Source organism: Polynucleobacter rarus (assembly GCF_003072505.1).
Taxonomy (GTDB): Bacteria; Pseudomonadota; Gammaproteobacteria; order Burkholderiales; family Burkholderiaceae; genus Polynucleobacter; species Polynucleobacter rarus.
Genome location: NZ_NTGB01000001.1, coordinates 1154659 through 1178144 on the forward strand (window position 1 = coordinate 1154659; position 23486 = coordinate 1178144).

A 23486-nucleotide genomic window follows, 5' to 3' on the forward strand; every position below is an offset into this window, starting at 1 on the left:
TCGATGATGGTCAGTTGCCGATTGACAATAATTGGATTGAAAATCAAATACGCCCCATCGCTATTGGACGCTCAAACTGGTTGTTTGCCGGCTCGTTACGCGCAGGCAAACGTGCTGCTGCCGTCATGAGTTTGATCCAATCAGCGAAGATGAACGGTCATGATCCATATGCCTATATGAAAGATGTTCTAACAAGGTTGCCTACCCAAAAGAACAACCAGATCGAAGAATTATTACCCCATCGCTGGCAACCTTCTTAGCCATAACACAAATCCATCAAAGTACGACATGTGTTCACCGGACGCATACACTTCTAGACGATAGATTAAAACTCTATATGGATGCACATTGTACGCTAGCAATGGTTGCACACTGTACAACCTCATAAGCACTTAAATCAATGGTATTTCAAGAGCTTACGCATCCTAAATATCGGTGTGTAGCGTTTTGTGTAGTGCATTTAGTTTAATTAGAAGAACTACTGACTCACCCTTTGGTTTTGAAAACCAAAGGAATTTTGGAACAACCGTTTAGCACTTCATTGCTCCAAAGTACTTTTGGGTGAGCGAACGTTACTTTAAGTAAGGCCCAGAACCCAAGGAAATCCATGCAAACAGATTACATCAAGTTAGCGAGGGCAATTACTAGGATGCTAAGCATTTTTTAATTATGGATGCATTTTTCTCTTCAATTTCATTTTTAAAATCTTCAATTACAGAATCATAATCATCAGAATCTGAGAAATTACCCTCGTCAAAATTTCCCTCACTATAACTCTGGTATTTCAAATTAGTAAAGTCAACTAGATCTGCTTTGAAACCATACTCGTTATTCTCTGGATCAATAAGATCTGATGCTAAAGAATCAAATACATCTAAAAATTTATCATGTACTTCCTTAAGACTTACAGAAGCATCGCATCCTATAACCATAGTCAATAGAGACTCATCTTTTGAGTAACTTACCTCTGAAACTGAAAACCTAGTTTCAGAACTACCTGGGATTTTAATTTCCCTAGGATCGAGAGTATTTTCTATTTCTCTTGAGCAATAATCTACAAAATCAGCCATCTCCTCAGGGGTAGGAGTTCGATTAGAGCCGATGTAAATGCTCGCAAGTATTTTATTGGTTGTCATAGCTAAATCCTTGGTGAATGAAAATGATCCCAAAAAAGTAAAATATTTACATGCACATCGTCATTATTTTTCTGGGTTATTTTAAGAAAACTATTGAAACTTTTTTCCATGATGAGGTTATTGAAAAAATTATACAACTTTAGATGGTTGAGCTACTCTGAAAGCAATTAGAGAATTTAAAGCGAATTTCATCACTTGACATTGCGCAATCCCCGGTAATTTCTAAACTTTCTACTGAAACTTTAACTTAATAACCACTTCTTATATTTGAGGTTTTGACTAATGTAATCCAATACCCATCCATGGTTAGACTGTGCTAGCTCTATCATATTTTCAACTACATTCACCTTGCCAACCTTTATACCCTTAAGACATGTTGAAGCCTTATATCTCAAAAAGTGCTGAAATTCACCATCTTCAGTATCCGTTGTATAAACCTCAATGCTTCCATACTGAAGTTTTGGATTTAGATTCATCAAGGAAACTGCTAACTAATTGGCAATATCATCCGGAATGGCTTTGGGGATATAAGAGTAAAGAGATACAAGCATACTAGGTTCATTAACCTCAATGATGTGATCAATTTCAACCTTATCCTTTATGCTCAAACCCCCATCTTTAAACTCCCCGCCAATATAAGTAGACTCAAATCTCAGCATTGAATCATTAGAGTCACTGGAAATATCTATCGTATCTTTATTGCCCATGCGGGCTTTCCACCAAGTCATAAGTGCATATGTCGCCGGCTTAACATCAAGAGCGCCCTCTGGAGGGGATTGAATAAGCTGAGTCGATAAAACTCATCACCGCTCTCTAACCCATGCTGGTCAATCCCACCCTCATCACCAGAACCCTCATCTTCAACTTGAACGGATACTCCGAGCCTATGCTCAGACTCGTCATTCTCAGTTACAGCTTTCTTCTTTTTACTCACGTTAAATATCCCTAGCTATTTGGAGATAATTAAAATTCTTTGTTAAGAAATCTCCTACTTGCTTAGCGCTTGAGCTTTTAAAAATAGATTTGGGGGCAGCCTTCTTAGGTTTACCAATAGTAGCCTCATCTTTTTTGTAGATTTTTTTACAGTTTTTATATGCGGATTTTTTAAGCCATAATCATTAATAACATGACTAACCATCATACCCACCCTGTTCTAAATAAGTCATATTGAAGACGATCTTCATTTCTTAGCCAAAAGGAATTTCTAGACAATGAGGCTCCACTGCTCATATAGGGAATTCCAGACACGAGAATCCCAATTCTTCGATGAATATTCCCAATTATCATTGTCATCATCCGAGTGATCGAAAAGCGGTATTAATCCCTCATTATCTGGCTTGTACTGCATCGCATAATGAGATGCTTGACTCCCATCATCATTTACCTCCCAATCACTAAACTCCGCCCTAATTCTCTGAAGCTCGTAAAGCTTTTCCGTATATTCGCTTGGAATATCTGTTTCATCTTTTGTCACGACTCCTTTAAATTTCGAATCCAGGAAAAAAAAGCCATCCGATGAGATACCCCCTCCCTCATAGCCAAAATAAACTCCAACATAATTCTTACCAACCTTTTCATAAACGACATTAGCGTCTATTCGGTTAGTTTTTTCATTTACTAGAATGATGAACTCTGATAATTTTTCAGTATTTTTTAATTCGCCCATATTAATTTATCCCTGTATTTTAAAAATTACTTCTAATCTGCTGAATTTTAGAAAAATCCAGATTTTTATCTTAGCTTATTTAATATATCTATTCTAAAAACTCTGAAGCTCATAGCATGAGCCTATTGATTTTGAACTACCAAAATTAGAGGACCTAGGATGGTTGCAGGCGTAACTGCGAGCCTATGAGAATAATCATCTTATTAAATGAATCTTGATTATTTTTCTGGAAAATTAACTTCAAATTTGAAATTGCTGGGAATGTTGGAAAAATCCCCACTCAATAGTTACTCGGTTAAAAAACTATTATAAATCATGTAGTTACAGTCACCAATAAGAGTGCGTGTAACTTTTGTGTAACTTGACTGAGTTGGCGCTGTTTTTAACAAAGCAAAATCCTATTCGTTTTCAACGCTTAAGTGGCGCTTAACTTACACAGAATGTGACAAGTATTTTTTATTATTGAACACTAAATTTAAATACTTAGGATCAGGTTTAAACTGCATAAATTCATCAAAGAGAGCATTATCTTGAGGATAAAGTAACCATAAAAAGTCCTTACCATGCTTACTTTCAATCATTTTTTCATATAGATGAAATGAATGAATAACCTGAGATCTAAGACTAATTGGAGCATTATTTAGATCATTAATGAATCTCTTAATGCCTAAACTTGTGAAATTAGCTGGAGTAAATTTAGAACCATGTAAGCCAGGCGCTAGTATTTGAGATTCATCAGAAACACCATAAACTATCCTAATAGCTTCTTGATATTTGTTGTCAGTATAGTTGTTGGGGAACAGATAACGAGCTACATCTTTAGTAAGTTGAAAATAATAAGGCCAACGTACAAGCCTAATTCCCTCAGTAAGGCAAAGTTGATTCTTCCTTAAATCGCGTTCATGATTCGAAACTTTATCGTAATGATCGGGACCATCATATTCGAATGCAATTTTATCTTCAGGGAAATATATGTCTAAGCTAAACCTAGCCAATTTATGTTCTGAAACATTATTTTTTTCTAAAAATAGTCTAGATACCTCTCTTAAATGAGTAACCGTCATTTCTTTTGCATCGACTTTCATATCAATCCCTATTTTTTAGATGTTTAGACACATAAGCTTTAAGCTTATTTTCAACATTATCAGCCACTTTAGAAATCTCAGTATCTCTCAAACTAGCACAAAACGTAAACCATTTATCAGTTTCAAGTTCAATATTGTGCGTAGCATTGTGTAAGCTTAATTCTGAATGTAATTGCTTAGAGTCTTCTAGCATAATATTTAATTCAATACAAGATTTTGTTAAATTCAATAGGCTCTTAATTACAGAATCAGTATCATCGATAACTTCGCTCGCCCACCAATCTTCTCCATCTAAAACAGGTATATCTATGGACATTCAAAAACTCATCTAACTTTTAATTGTGCATTTAGGGCAACCATAATCGTCATCACTATCAATCAATGATTCAAATATCTTTAAGGTTTTACTGTCTGAATGAATAAGCATAATATTTCCATTTATAGTCATATTTTTAGATTCTTTTTTCCAGCTGTCTTTTAGCCACTTCTTACACTCATTTAAATATTTTTCAGAGGCAAATACAATCTCTATGTGCTCTCCAATAGCTGTCTTAGCTTGTTCTTTTGAATAGCTTTTATTTACAGTCCCGTTAAATATTTTGACAAATATATCGTGAGTTATTTTTTCAAGTTTTTTATCAGCAGATTTATCAATTTCGCTTTCTTCAAATTCGAAATATCTGACCTTGCCCTAGTTAAACGTACTTCTTAACAGCTTTAATTATGCAACCTTTTTCTGAGTTGCATACCATCGTTTCTCAAACTCCATTGGACTTACATAACCTAAAGTGGAGTGTAGTCTTTTATAATTATAGAAACTGATCCAGTCAATGACTTCATCCATCATCTCTCGCCTTGTTGCAAACCGCTTTCCATCAATACGGGCGACTTTCAATTTACCCCAAAGACTTTCAGTGGGAGCGTTGTCCCAACAATCCCCTTTGCGACTCATCGAACTTCTCATGTTGAACGCAGATATTACTCTTTGGAAATCCTCGCTACAGTACTGCGTCCCTCTATCGGAGTGGAATATTAATCCACATGACGGATTTCTTCTAAACCAAGCCATTTTTAAAGCATCTACTACTAAGTTACTTTCCATCTTAGGCTTCATACTCCAACCAACAATCTGTCGATTAAATAAGTCAATGACCACAGCTAGAAATACCCAACCTTCATCGGTAGGTAAATACGTGATATCACCTGTCCAAACTTGATTGGGCTGCTCAACATGAAACTCTCTACTTACCAAATTATCGGCCACCTCAAATCGATGATTGCTGTCGGTAGTCACCACAAACTTACGTTTACCCTTGGCTTTGATACCATGCAACTGCATCAGCTTTCTAACTCTTTCTTTTCCAACCTTAAAGCCTCGAGCATGCAGCTCTTTGGTGATCCTAGGCCAACCATACTCCTGCTTCACTTCGGCATGAATCGACTTGATATGAGCCAACAGCACCTCATTACTCAGGTTTTCAGGTTGCACGACCTTCTTGGGTTGCTCCAACACTTTCTTACGTTGATGTTGGAAATACCCACTCGCACTCACACCCAGCACCTCGCAAGCCAAACCTATCGGCCATTGCATCTTATTTCGAGCAATCCAAGCGTACTTCACAAAGACTCTTTCGCGAAGTACGCTGTCGCCTTTTTTAAGATATCACGCTCCATCTTCACCCGAGCTAACTCAGCTCGTAGTCGCGCTAACTCCATCTGTTCTTCACTAATTACCTGGGATTTACCACCCGTCAGCTGCCCTTGTTCATCCCAGCGAATCCAATTTTCTAATGATCCTTTGGGAACGCCAAGAATCTTAGCAACATCCGCTGATGACTGGCCATTTCTAACCAGCCTGACAGCTTCCATCTTAAACTCTAGGGTATATCTAGCCCTTGTTCGTTTCACCACCATTTGACACCTCCATCACTATATTTATATCATTTTTTCATATAGTTAAGAGGTACGTTTTTCAGGGGCAAGGTCAATCCTTCTATAAAAGATTTTTCATAATTCTGTTTTTCGTCACTCAATACATATCCAATGCATTCAGTAATTCCCTCTCCATCACCATTTAATTCAAACTTAACTTCCTTACTTGACTGCTTAACAGAATCTAATATTTTTCGTCCATTAAATGATTTATAAACGATACTTATATCAGAATCCGATTTAAATGTGACATCATATCCTCCGTCAGCCTTTAAAATAAAATGAATAAATCTAATATTTTTAGAGTCTGGTCGAATAATAAAATCGCCATTCAATGACTCATTGAGTTTTGTATTACTATTAAAATTCCAAGTAGGATTTGAAAAGTGTGTTTCTTTATTTTCATAACTCCTGCATGAAAAACTTCTTATTTTATTGAACAAGTCTTTGGAGTCTTTTATTTTATCGATTGGAAAATCTTGTTGGTAAAAATTAAGTGTTTCACCATTGATTATTTTTTTCTCAGTTTTTGACATATAAATATCTCATTTGAAGTAATCTATCGTGTAGCCATATCATAACTTCGAGTTAATTCCAAGCCTATCGGAATAATAACGACAGTTGTCGCATTCAACACCACTATCAGGCATTACATCTGATTGTAAACATGTAATTGCTCGTTCAACTGCATCCTCAACCCATGTATCATTACTATTGTGTGAGATTAAGGTTGTCTCAAAGTGCATAACTCCATCAATACCATTCTCATAAAATTTTCCTAACTTGCTGCCATTTACGTATAAAAAATAGCCAATAGAGCTAACTTTAAATCCCGACTTTCGAAATAACCATTGATAAATTTCCATCTGCCTTTTGTAGCTATCTCCAAAGCCTGTTTCTATAGTTGGCTCATCCTTTTTGCTATTGCTTTTATAGTCGACTATATGCAATTCTGATGTGTCTAAGTTTTCCCAAATATCATCAATAGCACCATAGATTTCAGTACCTGTTGGGTGCTTAATTCGTATACCTTTAAAGTTGTTACGCCATAAATCAATATCAGAGTGGTTAAAAGCACGGACATTTAGCCCTTCTCGTTTCCACAAAGGGTGACAAGCACCTGATTCACGAACAACATCAAATTCATTTTTAAGCAACGCATCTGTTGCAACGGCAAGCGTAAGTGGAACCATTGATGGAGGCTTTAATCCTAATTTTCTTTGAAGAAAAAAACATTTTGGGCAACGGATATATTGCTCAATTCCAGTTCTAGAAATCTTAAGATTAGAAAACATAAAACTTTACGATTTCATTAATTTAGCCGTTCTATTATCACTTTCTTCAAAACAATTTTCTAAATTCTTTCCTTTAGCATCTTTAAAACAAAGCACTATCTCTATTTGATTTTTACTATGCTTTAAAGCCTTCAAAAAACTGACATGACTGTTATAGTCTGCGATTTCAAAGTCTGCTGAATAGCAAAGTAAATATTCATCTTTTTTACCTGCATTTTTTACTGCTTCAAACATGAACAAAGAATGATTAATTATTTCACCCTTATCAACATGCAAAAATTGAAACTCATCGCCATCATCACACCGAATAAAATCTATTGATGCTTCGCAATTTTCAATTTTATTTTTAGAATCAGTCCAACGTATTATCGAAGCGAGATTACTTCGACTGTAATCAACATTAAACGCCACGCTTTTAGTCATCTATACCTCCTTTAAATTAATTCATACTTACAAATTACGTCAGATTTAAATTTTCATTCAATCAGTATTATTGATGGCCCCGCTTTAGTTGTAATTGAGTAGTAGCTTTTGCCAGCTAATTGGTTAGCCATTAGCTCGTGATAGTGTTGCTTAGCTAAGTCTAATGCTGTGCTTTTACTTGTTGATTTAAGACTAAAACGAGCGTACTTGTGTTCCTTAGTAAGCCACATTCTGAATTGCCAATATGCGCCGCGTGTGTAGATAACAGCGCCGTCAAATATTGCTTCTTCGTTCTCTTCAAACTTAGTTTTTTTGAGTGCCATTTGTGCTTAACGTGACTATAGTTTTGAGTAGCTACACGTTTGTGTAGGTTTCTGTGTAACTATAAATTCAAACGCTAATAAAAACAAGCACTTATTTGATTGTGTGAAACTTTTGTGTAAGTAAAATATCGTTATAAATCAACGACTTACAAATAAATCCTACTCCCACTCAATCGTGGCTGGAGGTTTACCAGAAATATCGTAAACCACTCTATTTATACCTCTGACTTCATTGATAATTCGATTTGACACTTTGCCTAATAAATCATGTGGCAAGTGCGCCCAGTGAGCGGTCATAAAATCAAGCGTTTGAACAGCTCGAAGGGCAACAACATATTCGTAAGTTCGACCATCACCCATCACGCCAACCGATTTGACTGGCAAAAATACCGCAAAAGCTTGGCTCGTTAAGTCATACCAGGATTTCTCTGTCGAAGGGTCAATGGTGTTTCGAAGCTCTTCAATGAAAATAGCATCTGCTCTTTGAAGCAAGTGAGCAAAATTTTGTTTAACCTCACCTAAAATTCTTACAGCTAAACCAGGACCTGGGAAAGGATGACGATAGACCATTTCTTTAGGCAAACCCAAAGAAATGCCAAGTTCTCTTACCTCATCTTTAAAAAGCTCTCTAAGAGGTTCGAGAAGTTTTAAATGCATATCCTCTGGTAAACCACCAACATTATGGTGGCTCTTAATCGTATGAGTACCCTTCTTCCCTTTACCGGCAGATTCAATCACATCTGGGTAAATCGTGCCTTGAGCAAGCCATTTGGCATTTGCAATTTTTGCTGATTCTGCTTGGAACACTTCAACAAACTCACGACCAATAATCTTACGTTTTTGTTCAGGATCACTCATGCCTGCGAGTTTACCCATAAACTGATTTTCAGCTTGAACGTGGATTACCTTCACACCTAGATTTTTAGCAAACATATCCATGACCATCTGACCTTCATTCAGACGAAGTAATCCATGATCAACAAACACACAAGTAAGTTGATTACCAATTGCACGGTGAATGAGTGCTGCTGCTACAGAAGAGTCAACTCCACCTGAAAGACCTAAAATCACTTCATCACTGCCAACTTGTGCCTTAATCGTGGCAACAGCCTCTGAAATGTAGTCCCCCATTTCCCAATCAGGCTTGCAAGCACAAATTCCATGCACAAACTTTTCTAAGATGGCAGTACCTTGAACCGTATGGGTTACTTCTGGATGAAACTGAACTGCATAAAAATGACGTGCCTCATCAGCCATCCCTGCAATAGGACAGGATTCTGTTGAAGCCATTAATTTGAAACCCTCTGGCATCAAGGTGACTGAGTCACCATGACTCATCCAAACTTTGAGCATCCCATGACCTTCGGGGGTTTCAAAATCCATAATTCCGTTCAGTAACTGAGTATGACCACGAGCACGAACCTCGGCATAACCAAACTCTCTTGATTTACCCAATGACTCCGCTGTTTTTACAGCACCACCTAATTGTTCAGCCATGGTTTGCATCCCATAGCAAATACCCAGTACAGGCAAGCCAAGTTCAAATACAATTTGCGGCGCTCTTGGGGTGTCGCCTTCTGTAACCGAACTAGGACCACCCGAAAGAATAATCCCCTTAACGTTCTCATTTTTAACAATTTGAGACAAGCGTGCCTCATCAATGTCATAGGGATAAATTTCCGAGAGAACTTTAGAGTCCCTCACCCTTCTTGCTATTAACTGAGTAACTTGTGAACCAAAATCTAGAATGAGTATCTTATCGTGCACTGAGGGAATCTTTTTCTTTAACGGTTAATCAATATGATAGTTTGGAGCTTCTTTGGTAATCATGACATCATGCACGTGAGATTCTCTTACACCTGCAGAAGTAATTTCTACAAACTCAGCTTTTTCATGCAACTCATCGATTGTTTTACAACCACAATACCCCATCGAAGAACGCACCCCACCGGTTAATTGATGCAAAATTGGAATAACACTGCCTTTAAATGGCACTTGACCTTCAATCCCCTCAGGAACTAATTTATCAACGTTAGCACTATTATCTTCTTGGAAATACCGGTCAGCAGCACCATCCTTCATAGCGCCAACTGATCCCATACCGCGATAACTCTTATAGGATCTTCCTTGGTACAAGAATACTTCACCAGGACCTTCTTCAGTTCCAGCAAACATTCCTCCCATCATGACAGTATGTGCTCCGGCTGCTAAGGCCTTAGAAATATCTCCTGAGTATCTAACCCCGCCATCAGCAATCAATGGCACACCAGTACCTAATAAAGCAGTTGCGACATTTTCAATTGCAGTAATTTGCGGAACACCAACACCAGCCACAATTCTCGTTGTGCAAATTGATCCAGGACCAATACCAACTTTGACCCCATCAGCACCATGTTTCACGAGATCAAGTGCGGCTGCGCCCGTTGCAATATTGCCGCCAATTACCTGAATATTGGGATAGTTATCTTTAATCCATTTAACTCGGTTGAGAACACCCTGACTATGGCCATGGGCTGTATCGACGACTAATACATCGACCCCGGCTTCTATCAGTAATTCAATACGCTCATCATTTTCAGCACCAACGCCTACCGCAGCCCCAACAATCAAACGCCCTAATTCATCTTTGGATGCGTTAGGATGTTCGGTTGCTTTCATAATATCTTTGACCGTTACAAGCCCTCTGAGCTCAAAGTCATCATTGACAACTAACACTCGCTCTAAACGATGTTTATTCATGAGACGCTTGGCTTCATCCAAGCTAGCATTTTCACTAACAGTGACCAAGCGCTCTTTTGGGGTCATTTTTTTACTTACGGTGGCGTCTAAATCTTCTTCAAAGCGCAAGTCACGGTTCGTAATAATACCAACAACCTTTTTTCCCTCTAATACTGGGAACCCCGAAAAGCCGTGTTCTTTCGACAAAGCGATCACTCTGCGCACTGTCATGCTTGGGTCAATCGTGATCGGGTCTCTTAAGACTCCCGATTCATAACGTTTCACTTTCAGAACTTCTCTGGCTTGTTCAGCAGGCTTTAAGTTCTTATGAATAATACCGATACCACCCTCTGAGGCCATGGCAATAGCAAGGCGACCTTCAGTCACCGTATCCATCGCTGCAGATACAAGTGGAATATTCAACGAAATCTGACGGGTAAGTTTCGTCCCTAGTTGCGTATCTCTTGGTAAAACTGAGGAATAAGCCGGAACTAACAGGACATCGTCAAAGGTAAGTGCTTTTTTCAATAAACGCATACAACCCCCTAGAAGCAAAACAATATTATAAATGTTTACTAAAAAAACGATTAAGTTTCTCTCAAAGCCTTTTCCTCTGATTTTTGTTTTGCTTTGGCTTTGAGTTGTGCATCTTTATTTTGATTGGCTTTTTTTCTGCGAGCATTCTTTGGATCAATCAATATTGGGGTATACAGTTCAATCCTATCACCGTTATAAATGGGAGAATCAGCCAATAAAACCACACCGAATACACCAATTAAACCTTTCTGCGCAAATAAAAGGTCAATTTCGACACCATTAAACCCTATGTTGAAAAGTACTTCTTTCAGGAGATAGCTATCTTTATCTGAGGGCTCGTTAAGTAAAAACTCTTGAATCTGCCAGTTTTTTTTACGGGTATCAGCCAGTTCTACCTTAAATTCACCCATTACTCACCATATAAATCATTCGCTCTAGTGACGAAACTGTTCACAAAGGTATTAGCAATCATGCCAAAAACAGGCCCAATTAATTTATCCAAAAGGAAATTCGAAAATTCATATTTCAAATGAAATTCAATTTTGCAAGCGTTTTCCTCCAAAGGAGTAAAAACCCATTTACCGGAAAAGGCTTTAAAGGGACCATCGATAAATTGCATGTCGATAGTATGAGGAAACTGCTGCACATTACGGGTATGAAAAAACTGTTTAACCCCTTTGAAATTGATGTGGATCTTTGCTTCCATCATTTGGTCGTTAGAAGCGAAGACTTCAACGCCCCCACACCATGGTAAAAACTCAGGATATTTCTCAACATCCGTAACAAGACCATACATTCTTTCTGCAGAATGTCCGATTAATAAAGATTTTTGAATGTCCGCCATAGCTCTCCTGTACCTCATTATTATCCACGATTCTGTTTTTTATGGCTGATGGGAAAAAATTATCTATGCCAGATAGGAGTTTGAAAATATAATAGTCAGATGAGCATTATTGACAATAAAAAAGCGTTCTTTGACTATTTCATTGAAGATCGGTACGAAGCTGGTATCGTTTTACAAGGTTGGGAAGTAAAAGCAATTCGTGCAGGTAGAGCCAACATCAAAGAAGCATACGTGGTTATTCGCGATGCTGAACTGTATTTGATTGGTAGTCACATCAGTCCACTGCCTGAGGCATCAACCCATATTTATCCTGAACCAACCCGTACCCGAAAACTCCTGTTACACGCTGCAGAAATTAGTAAGCTGATTGGTAAAGCAGAGCAAAAAGGTTTTACCTTAGTTCCATTGAACTTACATTACTCAAAAGGTAGAGTGAAATGTGAAGTAGGTCTTGCAAAAGGTAAGAAGCAGTTCGATAAGAGAGAGACCGAGAAACAGCGCGATTGGCAAAGAGAAAAAGCACAAATTAGTCGTGGCAAATACAGCTAACTGTCCAAAATAAATATTAAGCACCTAAATAGTGCTTATATTGTTCTTTTTCGTACATTAGTTATGTGAAATTTCATATTTATCTTGTATCTTATTGTTATGGATACTCCTTTTAATGAAATGCACCATGATTCTGGAAAATCTCGTTCACATTATGAGATTTTTGATCATTGGCTCAAAAAACAAAATGATGTTGAAATGTCTTATAAACGGGCAGAAGCAGAGCTTATTTTTAGACGAATTGGCATTACATTTGCTGTGTATGGTGACGAAAAAGGAACTGAACGCACCATTCCTTTTGATCAAATACCAAGAATCATCCCTGCATCTGAGTGGCAGGTACTGGAAGATGGTCTGAGACAACGGGTCAGTGCCTTAAATCTTTTTTTACAAGATATTTATCACGATGAGAAAATTTTAAAAGCGGGTATCATTCCCCGCCAACAGATTTATAACAACTCACAATATCGTCCCGAAATGCGGTTTGTGAACCTCCCAAGAGATATTTATGCTCATATCGCTGGTATTGATATCGTTAGAGCAAATGCTGGTGAATATTTTGTTTTAGAGGATAACTTAAGGGTGCCTTCTGGCGTATCTTACATGGTTGAAAACCGTAAGATGATGATGCGCTTATTCCCTGAACTCTTCGAAAAGTATCGCGTTGCTCCGGTCGCACATTATCCAGACCTCTTATTAGAGTGTTTAAAAACCGGATCGCCAACTGGAACAAAGAAAAAATCGAATGTCGTTGTTTTGACTCCAGGAATGTATAACTCCGCTTATTTTGAACACTCTTATCTTGCTCAACAGATGGGTGTGGAGCTCGTTGAAGGAAACGATTTATTTGTTAAAAATGAACAAGTGTTTCTAAGAACTACCGAAGGACCTCAAGTGGTTGATGTCATCTACCGACGAATCGATGATGATTTTTTAGATCCTTTAGCACTCCGATCCGATTCAACCTTAGGAGTACCCGGTATCTTATCGGCTTATCGGGCTGGTAACGTTGGTATTGCTAACGCTGTGGGAACTGGCATTGCGGATGATAAGTCAATTTATCCCTATGTACCCGATATGATTGAATTCTATCTTGGCGAAAAGCCGATCCTGAAAAACGTACCTACTTTCCAATGTCGTAAACCAGATGACCTGAAATATACCCTAGCCCACTTAAACGAATTAGTCGTTAAAGAAACGCACGGCGCCGGTGGTTACGGAATGTTAATTGGTCCGGTAGCGACAAAGGAAGAAATCGAGATTTTCCGCAAACTCATCACCAGCAACCCTGAAAAATACATAGCACAACCTACGCTATCCTTATCTACCTGCCCTACCTTTGTTGAGTCGGGAGTTGCGCCAAGACATATCGACTTACGTCCTCTAGTGCTCTCAGGTAAACAAATTAAAATGGTTCAAGGTGGACTCACGAGAGTTGCTTTAAAAGAAGGTTCTTTAGTAGTCAACTCCTCTCAAGGTGGTGGCACAAAAGACACTTGGGTTTTGGAGGCATAAATATGTTAAGTAGAACCGCTGATTGTCTCTATTGGATGTCACGTTATAACGAGAGAGCTGAAAACACAGCCAGAATGCTCGATGTTGCTTATCAAACGTCACTCATGCCCCATCCCAATAGCACCATGGAAGAAACTTGGAGAAAAATCCTCAATGTTTCATTACTTGAGAATTTATTTGAATCTAAATATTCTGAATATACCCGTGAAAATGTTTTGCAATTCATGATTTCAGATTTAGATAATCCCTCTAGTATTCTTACTTGTTTGAATTCTGCAAGGGTTAATGCCCGAATTATTCGAGGAAAAATTCCTTCTGAAGTTTGGGAAACCCAAAATTTAACCTACTTAAACGTTCAAAAATTTCTACCCAACACACCAGAAGATGATCCTTCAGCCTTTTTTGAGTGGGTCAAATACCGTTGCCATTTGTTTCATGGTGTAGTGATTGGCACCATGTTGGTGAATGAGTCTTTTAAGTTCTTAGAAATCGGTACTTATTTAGAAAGAGCCGATAACACAGCACGAATTTTAAAAGCCAAATATCAAGTTCACCGGGCTGGACAGCAACAATCGAGTCAAATGAATGTAGGTAGTATGTCGCAAAGTCAATCTAGTACGACTCGACCAAGTCCGATACAGTCTAATGAGATCTTTGATTTCTATCACTGGGTTTCATTATTGAGGTCGGTCTCTGCATTTGAAATTTACAGGCAGACTTATGCTGATCAAATTACACCAGAACGAATTGTTGATCTATTAGTCTTCAATCCTTTGCTACCAAGATCATTAACCAAGTGTATCAATACCTTGTTGAGTCTCCTTGGCGATTTAAAGGCCCATCAATCAAGGGATATTGAACATTTAGTCAGCAAATTAAAATCAGAACTAGATTACTCGGATGTGGATGATGTTTTTGCTGAAGGTCTTGATAATTTTATTCAACGCTTTTTAGAAAAAATCAATCATATTGCTGATGAATTTAGTAATAGTTATCTCATCCCACTCTCGGTCTCATAATGAAACTACAAGTCCATCATCAAACCGAGTTTCGCTACGACCGTCCTGTCCACCATTCGATTCACGAACTACGCTTAACACCACAAAATCACTCAACCCAAGAAATTATGCGTTGGCGGGTCAATGCACCCAGCAAAGTATTTGAGTCTATTGATGCTTTTGGTAATGCCATGCAAAGTTTTGTGGTGGAGAAGAATTACTCGGAACTCATCATTGAGGCGAAGGGTGAAGTTGAAACAAGAAATGAGTATTTAATTGTTGACCAAGCGAAATCGGTTTCTCCCTATTATTTATTGCAACAGACAGATCTGACAAATCCAAATGAAGCAATGCTTGAGTACTTTAAAAAAATCACTCCTTCGGTCTGGAATGAGCTTAGCTTAGTAGAGCTGACAAAAAATATTGGCGATAAAATTCAATATGTTGCGGGAATAACTCATTCTAAAACCTTAGCTTCTGAGGCTTTTGCACTAGGTAAAGGGGTCTGTCAAGATCAAGCTCATCTAATGTTAAGTTTTTGTCGATTTAATGGTATTCCAGCAAGATACGTCAGTGGCTATGTTTACGATGCGATGAAGCCTGTTGAATCAACCCATGCTTGGATTGACGTGTGCTTAAACATTGATCAGGCGGAGTGGCTGAGTATAGACATTACGAACCAATGTTTGACCAATGACTGCCATGTTCGTTTGGCAGTTGGACGCGATCATGATCACATCGCTCCCGTTAAAGGGGTTCGATTTGGTGGTGGCGAAGAAACTCTATTAACCAATATTTCACTAAAAGAATGTTAAATTAATCTCTTCAGAAAAAAATGAGATTACATATATGACTTATTGCGTTGCCCTTTGCCTAGAAAAAGGCATGGTATTTTTATCTGATACAAGGACCAATGCTGGAGTAGATGCCATCGGCACCTTCAGAAAGATGGTGATTTTCGAAAAAGATAAAAATCGTTTATTTACGATGATGAGTTCAGGTAATTTAGCTATTACCCAATCCGTCAAAGAAATGCTGATCCAAGGACAAAAGTTTGACGGTATTAACCTTTGGAACGCAAAAAATTCTTATGACGCGGCCCTTGTGGTTGGTAAAGCGATTCGAGAAGTAAAAGCACGCGATGAAGCTGCACTAAGTAGTTCAAATATTGATTTCAATTGTAATTTTATTTTTGGCGGCCAAATTAAAGGCGAGAAACATCGCTTATTTAACATTTACTCTGCCGGCAATTTTGTGGAGTCCACTCCAGAAACTTGTTATTTTCAAATTGGTGAAGCTAAATATGGCAAACCGATCCTCGACCGGGTAATTAATTACCAAACCAGTTTAGAGCTAGCTACCAAATGCGCTTTAATCTCGATGGACTCGACCCTTAAAAGTAATATTTCTGTTGGTTTACCGCTCGATTTAATGGTTTATCAGAAAGATTCAATCGAAAAGCATCTCGCTATTTCGATTGATGAACAAAATCCTTATTTCAGTATGCTGAGAAGTCTTTGGGGACAAAAACTTACTGAGATCATTATGAGCGTTGAAGATCCAAAATGGTCTGAGCAAGATGACAAGTCTAAAATTGCCACACATTCACATCGCTTAGGACCTATACCCACTATAGAAAATTAATTTGCCTCTTTCTAAATACTCAAAAAATAAAGGCCTTGATCATCAATCAAGGCCTTTATTCATTGGGATAGGAACTATTTAGCGAGTTCTTCCCAAGTTTTAACGACCGTATCTGGATTTAATGAAATGGAGGCAATGCCTTTATCCATCAACCATCTAGCAAAATCAGGATGATCTGAAGGTCCTTGCCCACAAATACCGATGTACTTCCCTTTGGCGTTACAGGCATTAATTGCTCTTTCGATTAAGAATAAGACGGCGGGGTCTCGTTCATCAAAATCAATTGCCAGTAACTCCATACCGGAGTCGCGATCTAAGCCAAGAGATAATTGCGTTAAATCATTAGAACCAATGGAGAAGCCATCAAAGTATTCAAGGAATTCCTCAGCCAAAATAGCATTTGAAGGAATTTCGCACATCATCACAATACGAAGACCATTTTCTCCACGGACTAATTGATTTTTAGCAAGTAAATCAATCACTTTGGCAGCTTGCTTAACGGTTCTCACAAACGGAATCATGATTTCTACATTCGTAAGTCCCATTTCATTCCGGACCCGCTTAATTGCTTCGCATTCCATTTCAAAAGCTTTGGCAAAATCAGCAGAGATATAACGTGAAGCACCTCTGAAACCTAACATTGGGTTTTCTTCATCCGGCTCATACCTTGTACCACCAATCAATTTTTTATATTCATTGGATTTGAAGTCTGAAAGTCGAACAATAACCGACTTTGGATAAAACGCTGCACCAATCGTTGCAATTCCCTCGGCTAATTTATCAACATAGAAGGCCTGTGGACTGGAGTGACCTCTGGCAATACTTTCAATTGCCACTTTCAAGTCAGCATCAATATTGGGGTATTGCAAAATAGCACTAGGATGCACACCGATATTATTATTGATAATAAATTCCAAGCGCGCTAGGCCCACTCCTTGATTCGGTAACTGGCAGAAATTAAATGCTAGTTGTGGATTACCTACGTTCATCATGATTTTGATTGGAATATCAGGTAAAACACCACGGTGAACTTCACTCACATCAGTATCTAGAAGCCCGTCATAGATCTTGCCTTCATCCCCTTCAGCGCAGGATACGGTTACCATTGCCCCATCCATCAAAACATCTGTCGCATCCCCACAGCCAACCACCGCTGGAACACCTAACTCTCTGGCAATAATCGCTGCATGACAGGTTCTCCCCCCCCGATTCGTGACGATGGCAGAAGCACGCTTCATCACAGGCTCCCAGTTCGGGTCGGTCATATCAGCAACTAGAACATCACCAGGCTGGACTCGGTCCATTTCAGAGGGGTCGCGAATAATACGCACTGGACCAGCACCAATTTTTTGGCCAATGGCTCGACCATGGGTCAGTACCGTTGAACTTCCCTTCAGTTGATATTTCAATTCTACTTGCCCAACTGCTTGGCTTTTTACTGTTTCTGGTCTTGCTTGCAGAATATAGATTTTTTGATCAACGCCGTCTTTACCCCATTCGATATCCATCGGACGACCATAATGCTCTTCAATAATTAATGCGTACTTAGCTAACTCAATAATGTCAGGATCTTCTAATGAGTAACGATTTCTTGCTTCTAAAGGAACGTCTATCGTTTTCACTCGGCCTTCTTCACCCTCTTCCGTGAAGCGCATTTGAATTAACTTTGAGCCAAGGTTACGACGAATAATTGGATAATGATTTGTTTTTAAAGACGGCTTAAAGACGTAAAACTCATCTGGGTTTACAGCTCCTTGCACTACTGTCTCACCAAGTCCGTAACTCGAAGTGATGAAAACTGCTTCTTTAAATCCAGACTCGGTATCAAGAGTAAACATGACGCCAGAAGCAGCTTTGTCAGAGCGTACCATGCGTTGAACGCCAGCAGAAAGTGCTACCTCTGCGTGTAAAAAACCTTTGTGTACACGGTAGGAAATCGCACGGTCGTTATACAAAGATGCAAATACTTCTTTTAAGCGAATGAGAACATCTTCAATCCCCACCACATTTAAAAAGCTTTCTTGTTGTCCGGCAAATGACGCATCGGGTAAGTCTTCCGCAGTCGCTGAAGAGCGCACTGCGAAGGAACCAAGTCCATCACTGTCTAGTGTTTTAAAAGCAACTCGAATCTGTTCTTCCAATTTGGGTTGGAGTGGGCTTTCAATAATCCACTTGCGAATTTCTTCGCCTGCTTGCGCCAAGGCCTTCACATCATCAATATTTAAATCTTTGAGACGCTCAATGATTCTTTGCGTTAATTGATTATGGTCAAGAAATTCCCGAAATGCATGGGCTGTTGTCGCAAATCCGGTCGGGACTCGAACGCCTTTTGCATGGAGTTGGGAAATCATTTCACCCAGTGAGGCATTTTTACCACCTACAATTTCTACGTCTGTCATCCTTAAATCTTCAAAAGGAATCACGTATGCCGTGGCATGCGTTAAGTTAGTCATATTAAACACTCTCTAAAAATAAAAAATCTGCACGATATATAATCTATTCATTCTATCAGCCAAACATCTCATGAATCCTCAAGTTCGCACAGTATTTATCATTTCAGACGGAACAGGAATCACGGCCGAAACATTTAGCCACTCTATCCTCGCCCAGTTTGAAATTAGATTTAAACAAATTCGCTTACCTTTTATCAATACTCTGGATAAAGCACATCACGCTTTATCAGAAATCAATCAAATAGCTCAAACAACAGGTGTCAAACCCATTGTTTTTACTACTTTAGTAAACGAAGAAATTAATTCTGTGATTAATCAAGCTAATGCCATGGTGATGGATATGTTTCATACCTTCGTCGCCCCATTAGAAGTTGAATTTAATGAAAAGTCGACCCATGCAATAGGCCAGTTTCACCAAAATATTGATACGGAAAGTTACCGGAACCGGATTGAGGCGATTAACTTTTCCTTAGCCCATGATGATGGGCAATCTCATAAAAATTTAGAAATGGCAGATGTCATCCTGGTTGGAGTATCAAGAAGTGGCAAGACACCTACCTGCTTGTATCTTGCGATGCAATACGGTGTTAAGTCCGCAAATTATCCCTTGATTCCTGATGATTTTGAACGTGGAGTACTCCCTTCAGAGCTTAAAAAATACCAAAGTAAATTATTTGGACTAACCATTCAGGCAAACCGATTATCAGAAATTCGCAATGAAAGACGTCCAGGTAGCAAATACGCTAGTTTAGATAATTGTCGCTATGAAGTGAATGAAGCAGAAGCCATGATGAAAAGAGAAAATATTTCATGGTTATCGTCGACGCATAAGTCGATTGAGGAAATTGCCACGACCATCTTGCAAGACATCAAATTAGATAAATAAAACTCTCGATCAAAACCAATTAAATTAATGAAGGGACTTTAAGCGAACTCTTCTGGTCTCAAACAAAGCAATCGCTGCTGCAGCAGAAACGTTAAGAGATTCAACCGTTTCTACTTGCGGAATTTTGACTCCCAAGCCATCTTGGCGTAGTTCCGAGCAAATACCCTGGCCCTCATTGCCAAATACCCAGGCTACTGGTTTTTCTAACTTATCAGCAATCTCGTAAAGACTCTTCGCCTCATCCAGCTGTGAACACAACAAAGGGATTTCAAGATCAGATAATAATTGGTATGGCGTTATCCCTTCAATCATCTTCAGGGAGGCCTGAGCACCCATCCCAGCTCTTAGAACCTTATTCGACCAAACTGCAGCGGTACCTTTGATACAAATGACTTGCTCAAAGCCAGCTGCAGCACAAGTCCTTAAAATAGTTCCAACATTACCAGCATCTTGAATCGCATCGAGTATGACAAGATCTGCGCCGTAATCAATCGTGACCGTCGTTGGAATCTTAATTAGGCATTGCAAAAGTGGCGCTTCGGGCATGAAGCTAACCAATTTTTGCAGGCTCTCATCTAACATTACAAGTTCTGGGAACCTTAATCCTGCATCTTGAAAATAATCAATGACTCGAACCAATAGTGCGCTGATTTCTGGCTGCTCTAAACCCTTGGCAGTAGTAAAGATGGCTTCAATTTGATTTAGTTGATTCGATTTCATCCAACTATCTAATAGATGAATACCTTCAATTAATGCTAGCCCACTTTCTTTTCTTAATTTATTTGCTTTAGAACCACCCTCTTGATGAATGATGAGTTCTTTGACTGAGTCATTGGATTTGGATTGAATTTCTTTAAAAAAAGAATATAAGTCATAACTCATTGATTACTCCCAAGCAAGATTGCTTTCACGGGTTTAAAGGTTTTTCTGTATTCAGGTGTAACCCCATAATTCTTGATTTTCTCAAGATGTTGCTTCGTCGGATAGCCCATATGATGATGAAAACCATACTCTGGATATTTCTCATGTAATTCCATCATTTGTTGATCACGATACACTTTCGCAATAATAGAAGCGGCAGATATTTGCGGAATTTTACTGTCACCTTTAATGATTGCCTGAGTGGGATAACTTAATTCGGGACAACGATTGCCGTCTATCAAAACCATATTAGGTTCAACACTAAAGTTATTTAGCATTTCATGAAAAGCCCGAGTCATTGCCAATAAAGAGGCGTATAAAATGTTAATCTGATCAATTTCTGCTGGACTGGCTTGACCGATACCCCATGCCAAAGCCGTACTTTTGATTTGTAAATTAAGTTCTTCGCGCTGTTTACTTGTCAGTTTTTTGGAGTCATTTAACCCCGGCAAATCATAGTTTATAGGCAGTATGACTGCAGCAGCAACAACATTACCGACAAGTGGACCTCTACCTACTTCATCAATGCCACAGATAATTTCCATAACGAACTTTTACTTAGAATTCTTAATGGTATCTTCAATCACTTGAGCGGAGATTTCACCACTGGGTTTCATCAGAATATGGTGCAACTCTTCGAAAATATCCACTAATTGTGCTACTTGTGCAGGACGATCAAGCCATTCAAGAGTTGCTTTAGCCATCACTTTTGGGTCAGCTTGATCTTGCAATAACTCTGGAACCACAAAATTTTGACACAAAATATTTGGCAAACCAATATAAGGTAAGTATCCTTGGCGTTTCATAATTTGGGCTGTCAACCATGGTACTGTGTAAGAAATGACCATCGGCTTTTTCCATAAAGCCGCCTCTAAGGTTGCAGTACCACTTGCGATCAGGACAGAATCAGCCGCTTCTAAAATCTTACTAGATTGACCATTCACTAACTCAATTTTGGCGTTGGGATAAGTAATCAATAAATCATTTTTCAAATGAACCAACATATCCATCAACGGGGGTGTTGCCACTGGCACTAAAAAACGGATAGATCCTTGGTGCATTTGGTACATGTGACCAATCGCCTCAAAAAAACCCTTACCAATATATTCAATTTCTGACTCACGGCTTCCTGGCAAAACAGCAATAATTGTTTCATCTTGAGCAATTTCGCCAAATTGTAAGGAATTATTTTGGAATAAAAACTTTCTTGCACTATCAGGGTCTGGTTTTAATGGAATTTTATGAGCTAAAGGATGTCCGACATAAGTGGCTTTCATCCCTGCTTGATGATAAATTCCAGGTTCAAAAGGGAAAATACAAAGCATGTGATCTACTGCTTTTTTAATCTTATTGAGGCGATTACTACGCCAAGCCCAAATGGAAGGACCAATATAGTGAACGGTAGGAATTTTCCACTCTTTACACTTTTTCTCAACAAACAAATTAAAGTCAGGCGCATCAATGCCAACATAGACACTCGGCGGATTTGCTCGCATGTTACGAATGAGTTCACTACGAATTTTTAGAATGGCGGGGAGTTGTTTTAAAGCTTCAACATAACCCCGGACACTCAAAGTAGACATATCCCAGTTTGATTCAAACCCAACCGAAGCCATATGAGCACCACCAATTCCGTTTAATTGAAATTGGGCTGTATAAGGATTTGACTGTAAACCTGAGACTAATTCTGCACCAAGCAAATCGCCAGATGGTTCCCCTGCTACGCAGGTGATAATTTGTTTGGACATAAGTTACCGGATAATGCCGCGCTTTGAGGCAGTAATAAAATTTAAAAATTCTTGGAGTTTTTCTTTTGTTTCCGGAGAAATCGATTCAACTTGCGGATCAGTTGTAATCATCTCTTGAATAGCCATTTTTGCATCTTCAAAAGTTAAACCATCTTTGTACAAAAGTTTATAAGCCTGTCTTAAGGCAGTAATAGTTTCAGGAGAAAACCCACGTCTTTTAAGACCTTCAGCATTGAGTCCATGAGGAGCAGCTTTATCGCCTGCAGCAATCACAAAGGGGGGAATATCTTGAACTAGAGCAGATGCACCACCTAACATGGAATGTTGGCCAATACGAACAAATTGATGTACGCCTGACATACCGCCCAAAATAGCCCAATCCTCAACAATTACATGACCTGCAATTTGGGCGTTACTGGAAAAGATAGTGTGATTTCCGACCTGGCAATCGTGAGCAATGTGAACATAGGCCATGATCCAATTATCATTGCCAATAACTGTTTTACCGAGGTCTTGGGTAGTACCAGTATGAATAGTTGTAAATTCACGAATCGTATTTCGATCGCCAATAATTAACTCAGTATCTTCGCCTTGATATTTCATATCTTGAGGAACACCACCGATTGCTGCAAAATGGCTAATCTTATTATCTTCACCAATCGTTGTCTTACCCTCAATAACAGTGTGAGAGCCAATTTGTGTTCGAGCGCCGATTTTAACTTTAGCGCCAATAATTGCGTAAGGGCCAATTTGTACTGAGGAATCAACTATTGCAGAGGGGTCAATAATTGCGGTAGGATGAATTAGTGACAT

General features: G+C 38.8%; 28 protein-coding genes. 7 read left to right on the forward strand and 21 right to left on the reverse strand.

The genetic code is table 11. The annotated features are described in order from the left end of the window. On the forward strand, window positions 1-260 hold a 260-nt coding region (locus AOC35_RS05390), incomplete at its 5' end, for a transposase domain-containing protein (protein ID WP_159077490.1). A 384-nt stretch (window positions 261-644) separates the two neighbouring features. Here AOC35_RS05390 and AOC35_RS05395 read toward each other — a convergent pair. The 16 genes from AOC35_RS05395 to AOC35_RS05470 all read right to left on the reverse strand — a co-directional run bounded on the left by AOC35_RS05395 (window position 645) and on the right by AOC35_RS05470 (window position 11959). After that, a complete protein-coding gene (locus AOC35_RS05395; protein WP_108646119.1) occupies window positions 645-1136 on the reverse strand; it encodes a hypothetical protein in 492 nt (163 codons plus the stop codon). A gap of 242 nt (window positions 1137-1378) precedes the next feature. Next, on the reverse strand, window positions 1379-1612 hold the full coding sequence (locus AOC35_RS05400; RefSeq protein ID WP_108646120.1) for a hypothetical protein: 234 nt from the start codon (window positions 1610-1612) through the stop codon (window positions 1379-1381). Between the two features lie 15 nt (window positions 1613-1627). Then, window positions 1628-1843 (reverse strand): hypothetical protein, encoded by a 216-nt coding sequence (locus AOC35_RS05405; protein ID WP_108646121.1) that lies wholly within the window; start codon window positions 1841-1843, stop codon window positions 1628-1630. 17 nt (window positions 1844-1860) lie between these two features. Next, the gene (locus AOC35_RS05410; protein WP_108646122.1) at window positions 1861-2070 is read right to left on the reverse strand and encodes a hypothetical protein; all 210 of its coding nucleotides are present in this window, start codon (window positions 2068-2070) and stop codon (window positions 1861-1863) included. A 270-nt stretch (window positions 2071-2340) separates the two neighbouring features. Continuing rightward, complete coding sequence (locus AOC35_RS05415) at window positions 2341-2802, reverse strand: hypothetical protein (protein ID WP_108646123.1); 462 nt, start codon at window positions 2800-2802, stop codon at window positions 2341-2343. Window positions 2803-3233: 431 nt separating this feature from the next. Next, a complete protein-coding gene (locus AOC35_RS05420) occupies window positions 3234-3887 on the reverse strand; it encodes a PDDEXK family nuclease (RefSeq protein WP_108646124.1) in 654 nt (217 codons plus the stop codon). Window position 3888: 1 nt separating this feature from the next. Then, complete coding sequence (locus AOC35_RS05425) at window positions 3889-4203, reverse strand: hypothetical protein (RefSeq protein WP_108646125.1); 315 nt, start codon at window positions 4201-4203, stop codon at window positions 3889-3891. 405 nt (window positions 4204-4608) lie between these two features. Next, window positions 4609-5801 (reverse strand): IS3 family transposase gene (locus AOC35_RS05430; RefSeq protein ID WP_108646126.1). Its coding sequence is split into 2 segments (ribosomal slippage): window positions 4609-5534 and window positions 5534-5801, totalling 1194 coding nucleotides; the frame shifts between segments, so codons are not numbered across the junction. 26 nt (window positions 5802-5827) lie between these two features. Next, window positions 5828-6355: a hypothetical protein gene (locus AOC35_RS05435; protein ID WP_108646127.1), complete on the reverse strand. Its 528-nt coding sequence runs from the start codon at window positions 6353-6355 to the stop codon at window positions 5828-5830. Between the two features lie 39 nt (window positions 6356-6394). Beyond that, entirely contained in the window at window positions 6395-7114 is a 720-nt protein-coding gene (locus tag AOC35_RS05440; RefSeq protein WP_108646128.1) for a PD-(D/E)XK nuclease family protein, read from the reverse strand. Window positions 7115-7120: 6 nt separating this feature from the next. Continuing rightward, complete coding sequence (locus AOC35_RS05445; protein WP_108646129.1) at window positions 7121-7537, reverse strand: hypothetical protein; 417 nt, start codon at window positions 7535-7537, stop codon at window positions 7121-7123. Window positions 7538-7590: 53 nt separating this feature from the next. Further along, complete coding sequence (locus AOC35_RS05450) at window positions 7591-7860, reverse strand: hypothetical protein (protein ID WP_108646130.1); 270 nt, start codon at window positions 7858-7860, stop codon at window positions 7591-7593. Between the two features lie 159 nt (window positions 7861-8019). Next, window positions 8020-9627: a glutamine-hydrolyzing GMP synthase gene (gene guaA, locus AOC35_RS05455; protein WP_108646131.1), complete on the reverse strand. Its 1608-nt coding sequence runs from the start codon at window positions 9625-9627 to the stop codon at window positions 8020-8022. A gap of 24 nt (window positions 9628-9651) precedes the next feature. Next, entirely contained in the window at window positions 9652-11115 is a 1464-nt protein-coding gene (gene guaB, locus AOC35_RS05460) for an IMP dehydrogenase (protein WP_108646132.1), read from the reverse strand. A gap of 50 nt (window positions 11116-11165) precedes the next feature. Then, complete coding sequence (locus AOC35_RS05465) at window positions 11166-11525, reverse strand: RnfH family protein (RefSeq protein ID WP_108646133.1); 360 nt, start codon at window positions 11523-11525, stop codon at window positions 11166-11168. Beyond that, a complete protein-coding gene (locus AOC35_RS05470) occupies window positions 11525-11959 on the reverse strand; it encodes a type II toxin-antitoxin system RatA family toxin (RefSeq protein ID WP_108646134.1) in 435 nt (144 codons plus the stop codon). Before AOC35_RS05470 ends, AOC35_RS05465 begins: the two co-directional genes overlap by 1 nt. Window positions 11960-12058: 99 nt before the next feature. Between AOC35_RS05470 and smpB the strand changes: the two genes are divergently transcribed. From smpB to AOC35_RS05495, 5 genes are all read left to right on the forward strand, one after another. Further along, window positions 12059-12508: an SsrA-binding protein SmpB gene (gene smpB / locus AOC35_RS05475; RefSeq protein WP_108646135.1), complete on the forward strand. Its 450-nt coding sequence runs from the start codon at window positions 12059-12061 to the stop codon at window positions 12506-12508. Window positions 12509-12607: 99 nt separating this feature from the next. After that, window positions 12608-14023, forward strand: coding sequence for a circularly permuted type 2 ATP-grasp protein (locus tag AOC35_RS05480; RefSeq protein ID WP_108646136.1), 1416 nt, complete (start codon window positions 12608-12610; stop codon window positions 14021-14023). Window positions 14024-14025: 2 nt separating this feature from the next. Then, window positions 14026-15042 carry an alpha-E domain-containing protein gene (locus tag AOC35_RS05485; protein ID WP_108646137.1) on the forward strand — a complete coding sequence of 339 codons (1017 nt, stop codon included), beginning with the start codon at window positions 14026-14028 and terminating at the stop codon, window positions 15040-15042. Further along, window positions 15042-15836 carry a transglutaminase family protein gene (locus AOC35_RS05490; protein ID WP_108646138.1) on the forward strand — a complete coding sequence of 265 codons (795 nt, stop codon included), beginning with the start codon at window positions 15042-15044 and terminating at the stop codon, window positions 15834-15836. Before AOC35_RS05485 ends, AOC35_RS05490 begins: the two co-directional genes overlap by 1 nt. Before the next feature lie 34 nt (window positions 15837-15870). Further along, window positions 15871-16665 (forward strand): proteasome-type protease, encoded by a 795-nt coding sequence (locus AOC35_RS05495; protein ID WP_211307479.1) that lies wholly within the window; start codon window positions 15871-15873, stop codon window positions 16663-16665. Between the two features lie 74 nt (window positions 16666-16739). On the opposite strand, the gene ppsA is transcribed toward AOC35_RS05495, so the two are convergent. Beyond that, window positions 16740-19118 (reverse strand): phosphoenolpyruvate synthase, encoded by a 2379-nt coding sequence (gene ppsA, locus AOC35_RS05500; protein ID WP_108646139.1) that lies wholly within the window; start codon window positions 19116-19118, stop codon window positions 16740-16742. 70 nt (window positions 19119-19188) lie between these two features. Between ppsA and ppsR the strand changes: the two genes are divergently transcribed. Beyond that, window positions 19189-20004 carry a posphoenolpyruvate synthetase regulatory kinase/phosphorylase PpsR gene (gene ppsR / locus AOC35_RS05505; protein ID WP_108646140.1) on the forward strand — a complete coding sequence of 272 codons (816 nt, stop codon included), beginning with the start codon at window positions 19189-19191 and terminating at the stop codon, window positions 20002-20004. Between the two features lie 24 nt (window positions 20005-20028). Here ppsR and AOC35_RS05510 read toward each other — a convergent pair whose 3' ends face one another. From AOC35_RS05510 to lpxA, 4 genes are read right to left on the reverse strand one after another with little or no spacing between them, the layout of a single operon-like run. After that, window positions 20029-20886 (reverse strand): TrmH family RNA methyltransferase, encoded by an 858-nt coding sequence (locus AOC35_RS05510; RefSeq protein WP_108646141.1) that lies wholly within the window; start codon window positions 20884-20886, stop codon window positions 20029-20031. Next, window positions 20883-21470: a ribonuclease HII gene (gene rnhB / locus AOC35_RS05515; protein WP_108646142.1), complete on the reverse strand. Its 588-nt coding sequence runs from the start codon at window positions 21468-21470 to the stop codon at window positions 20883-20885. The genes AOC35_RS05510 and rnhB overlap by 4 nt, the downstream gene beginning before the upstream one ends. Before the next feature lie 9 nt (window positions 21471-21479). After that, window positions 21480-22673, reverse strand: a complete 1194-nt coding sequence (lpxB, locus tag AOC35_RS05520) for a lipid-A-disaccharide synthase (RefSeq protein ID WP_108646143.1) — start codon at window positions 22671-22673, stop codon at window positions 21480-21482. Between the two features lie 3 nt (window positions 22674-22676). Beyond that, window positions 22677-23486: an acyl-ACP--UDP-N-acetylglucosamine O-acyltransferase gene (lpxA, locus tag AOC35_RS05525; protein ID WP_108646144.1), complete on the reverse strand. Its 810-nt coding sequence runs from the start codon at window positions 23484-23486 to the stop codon at window positions 22677-22679.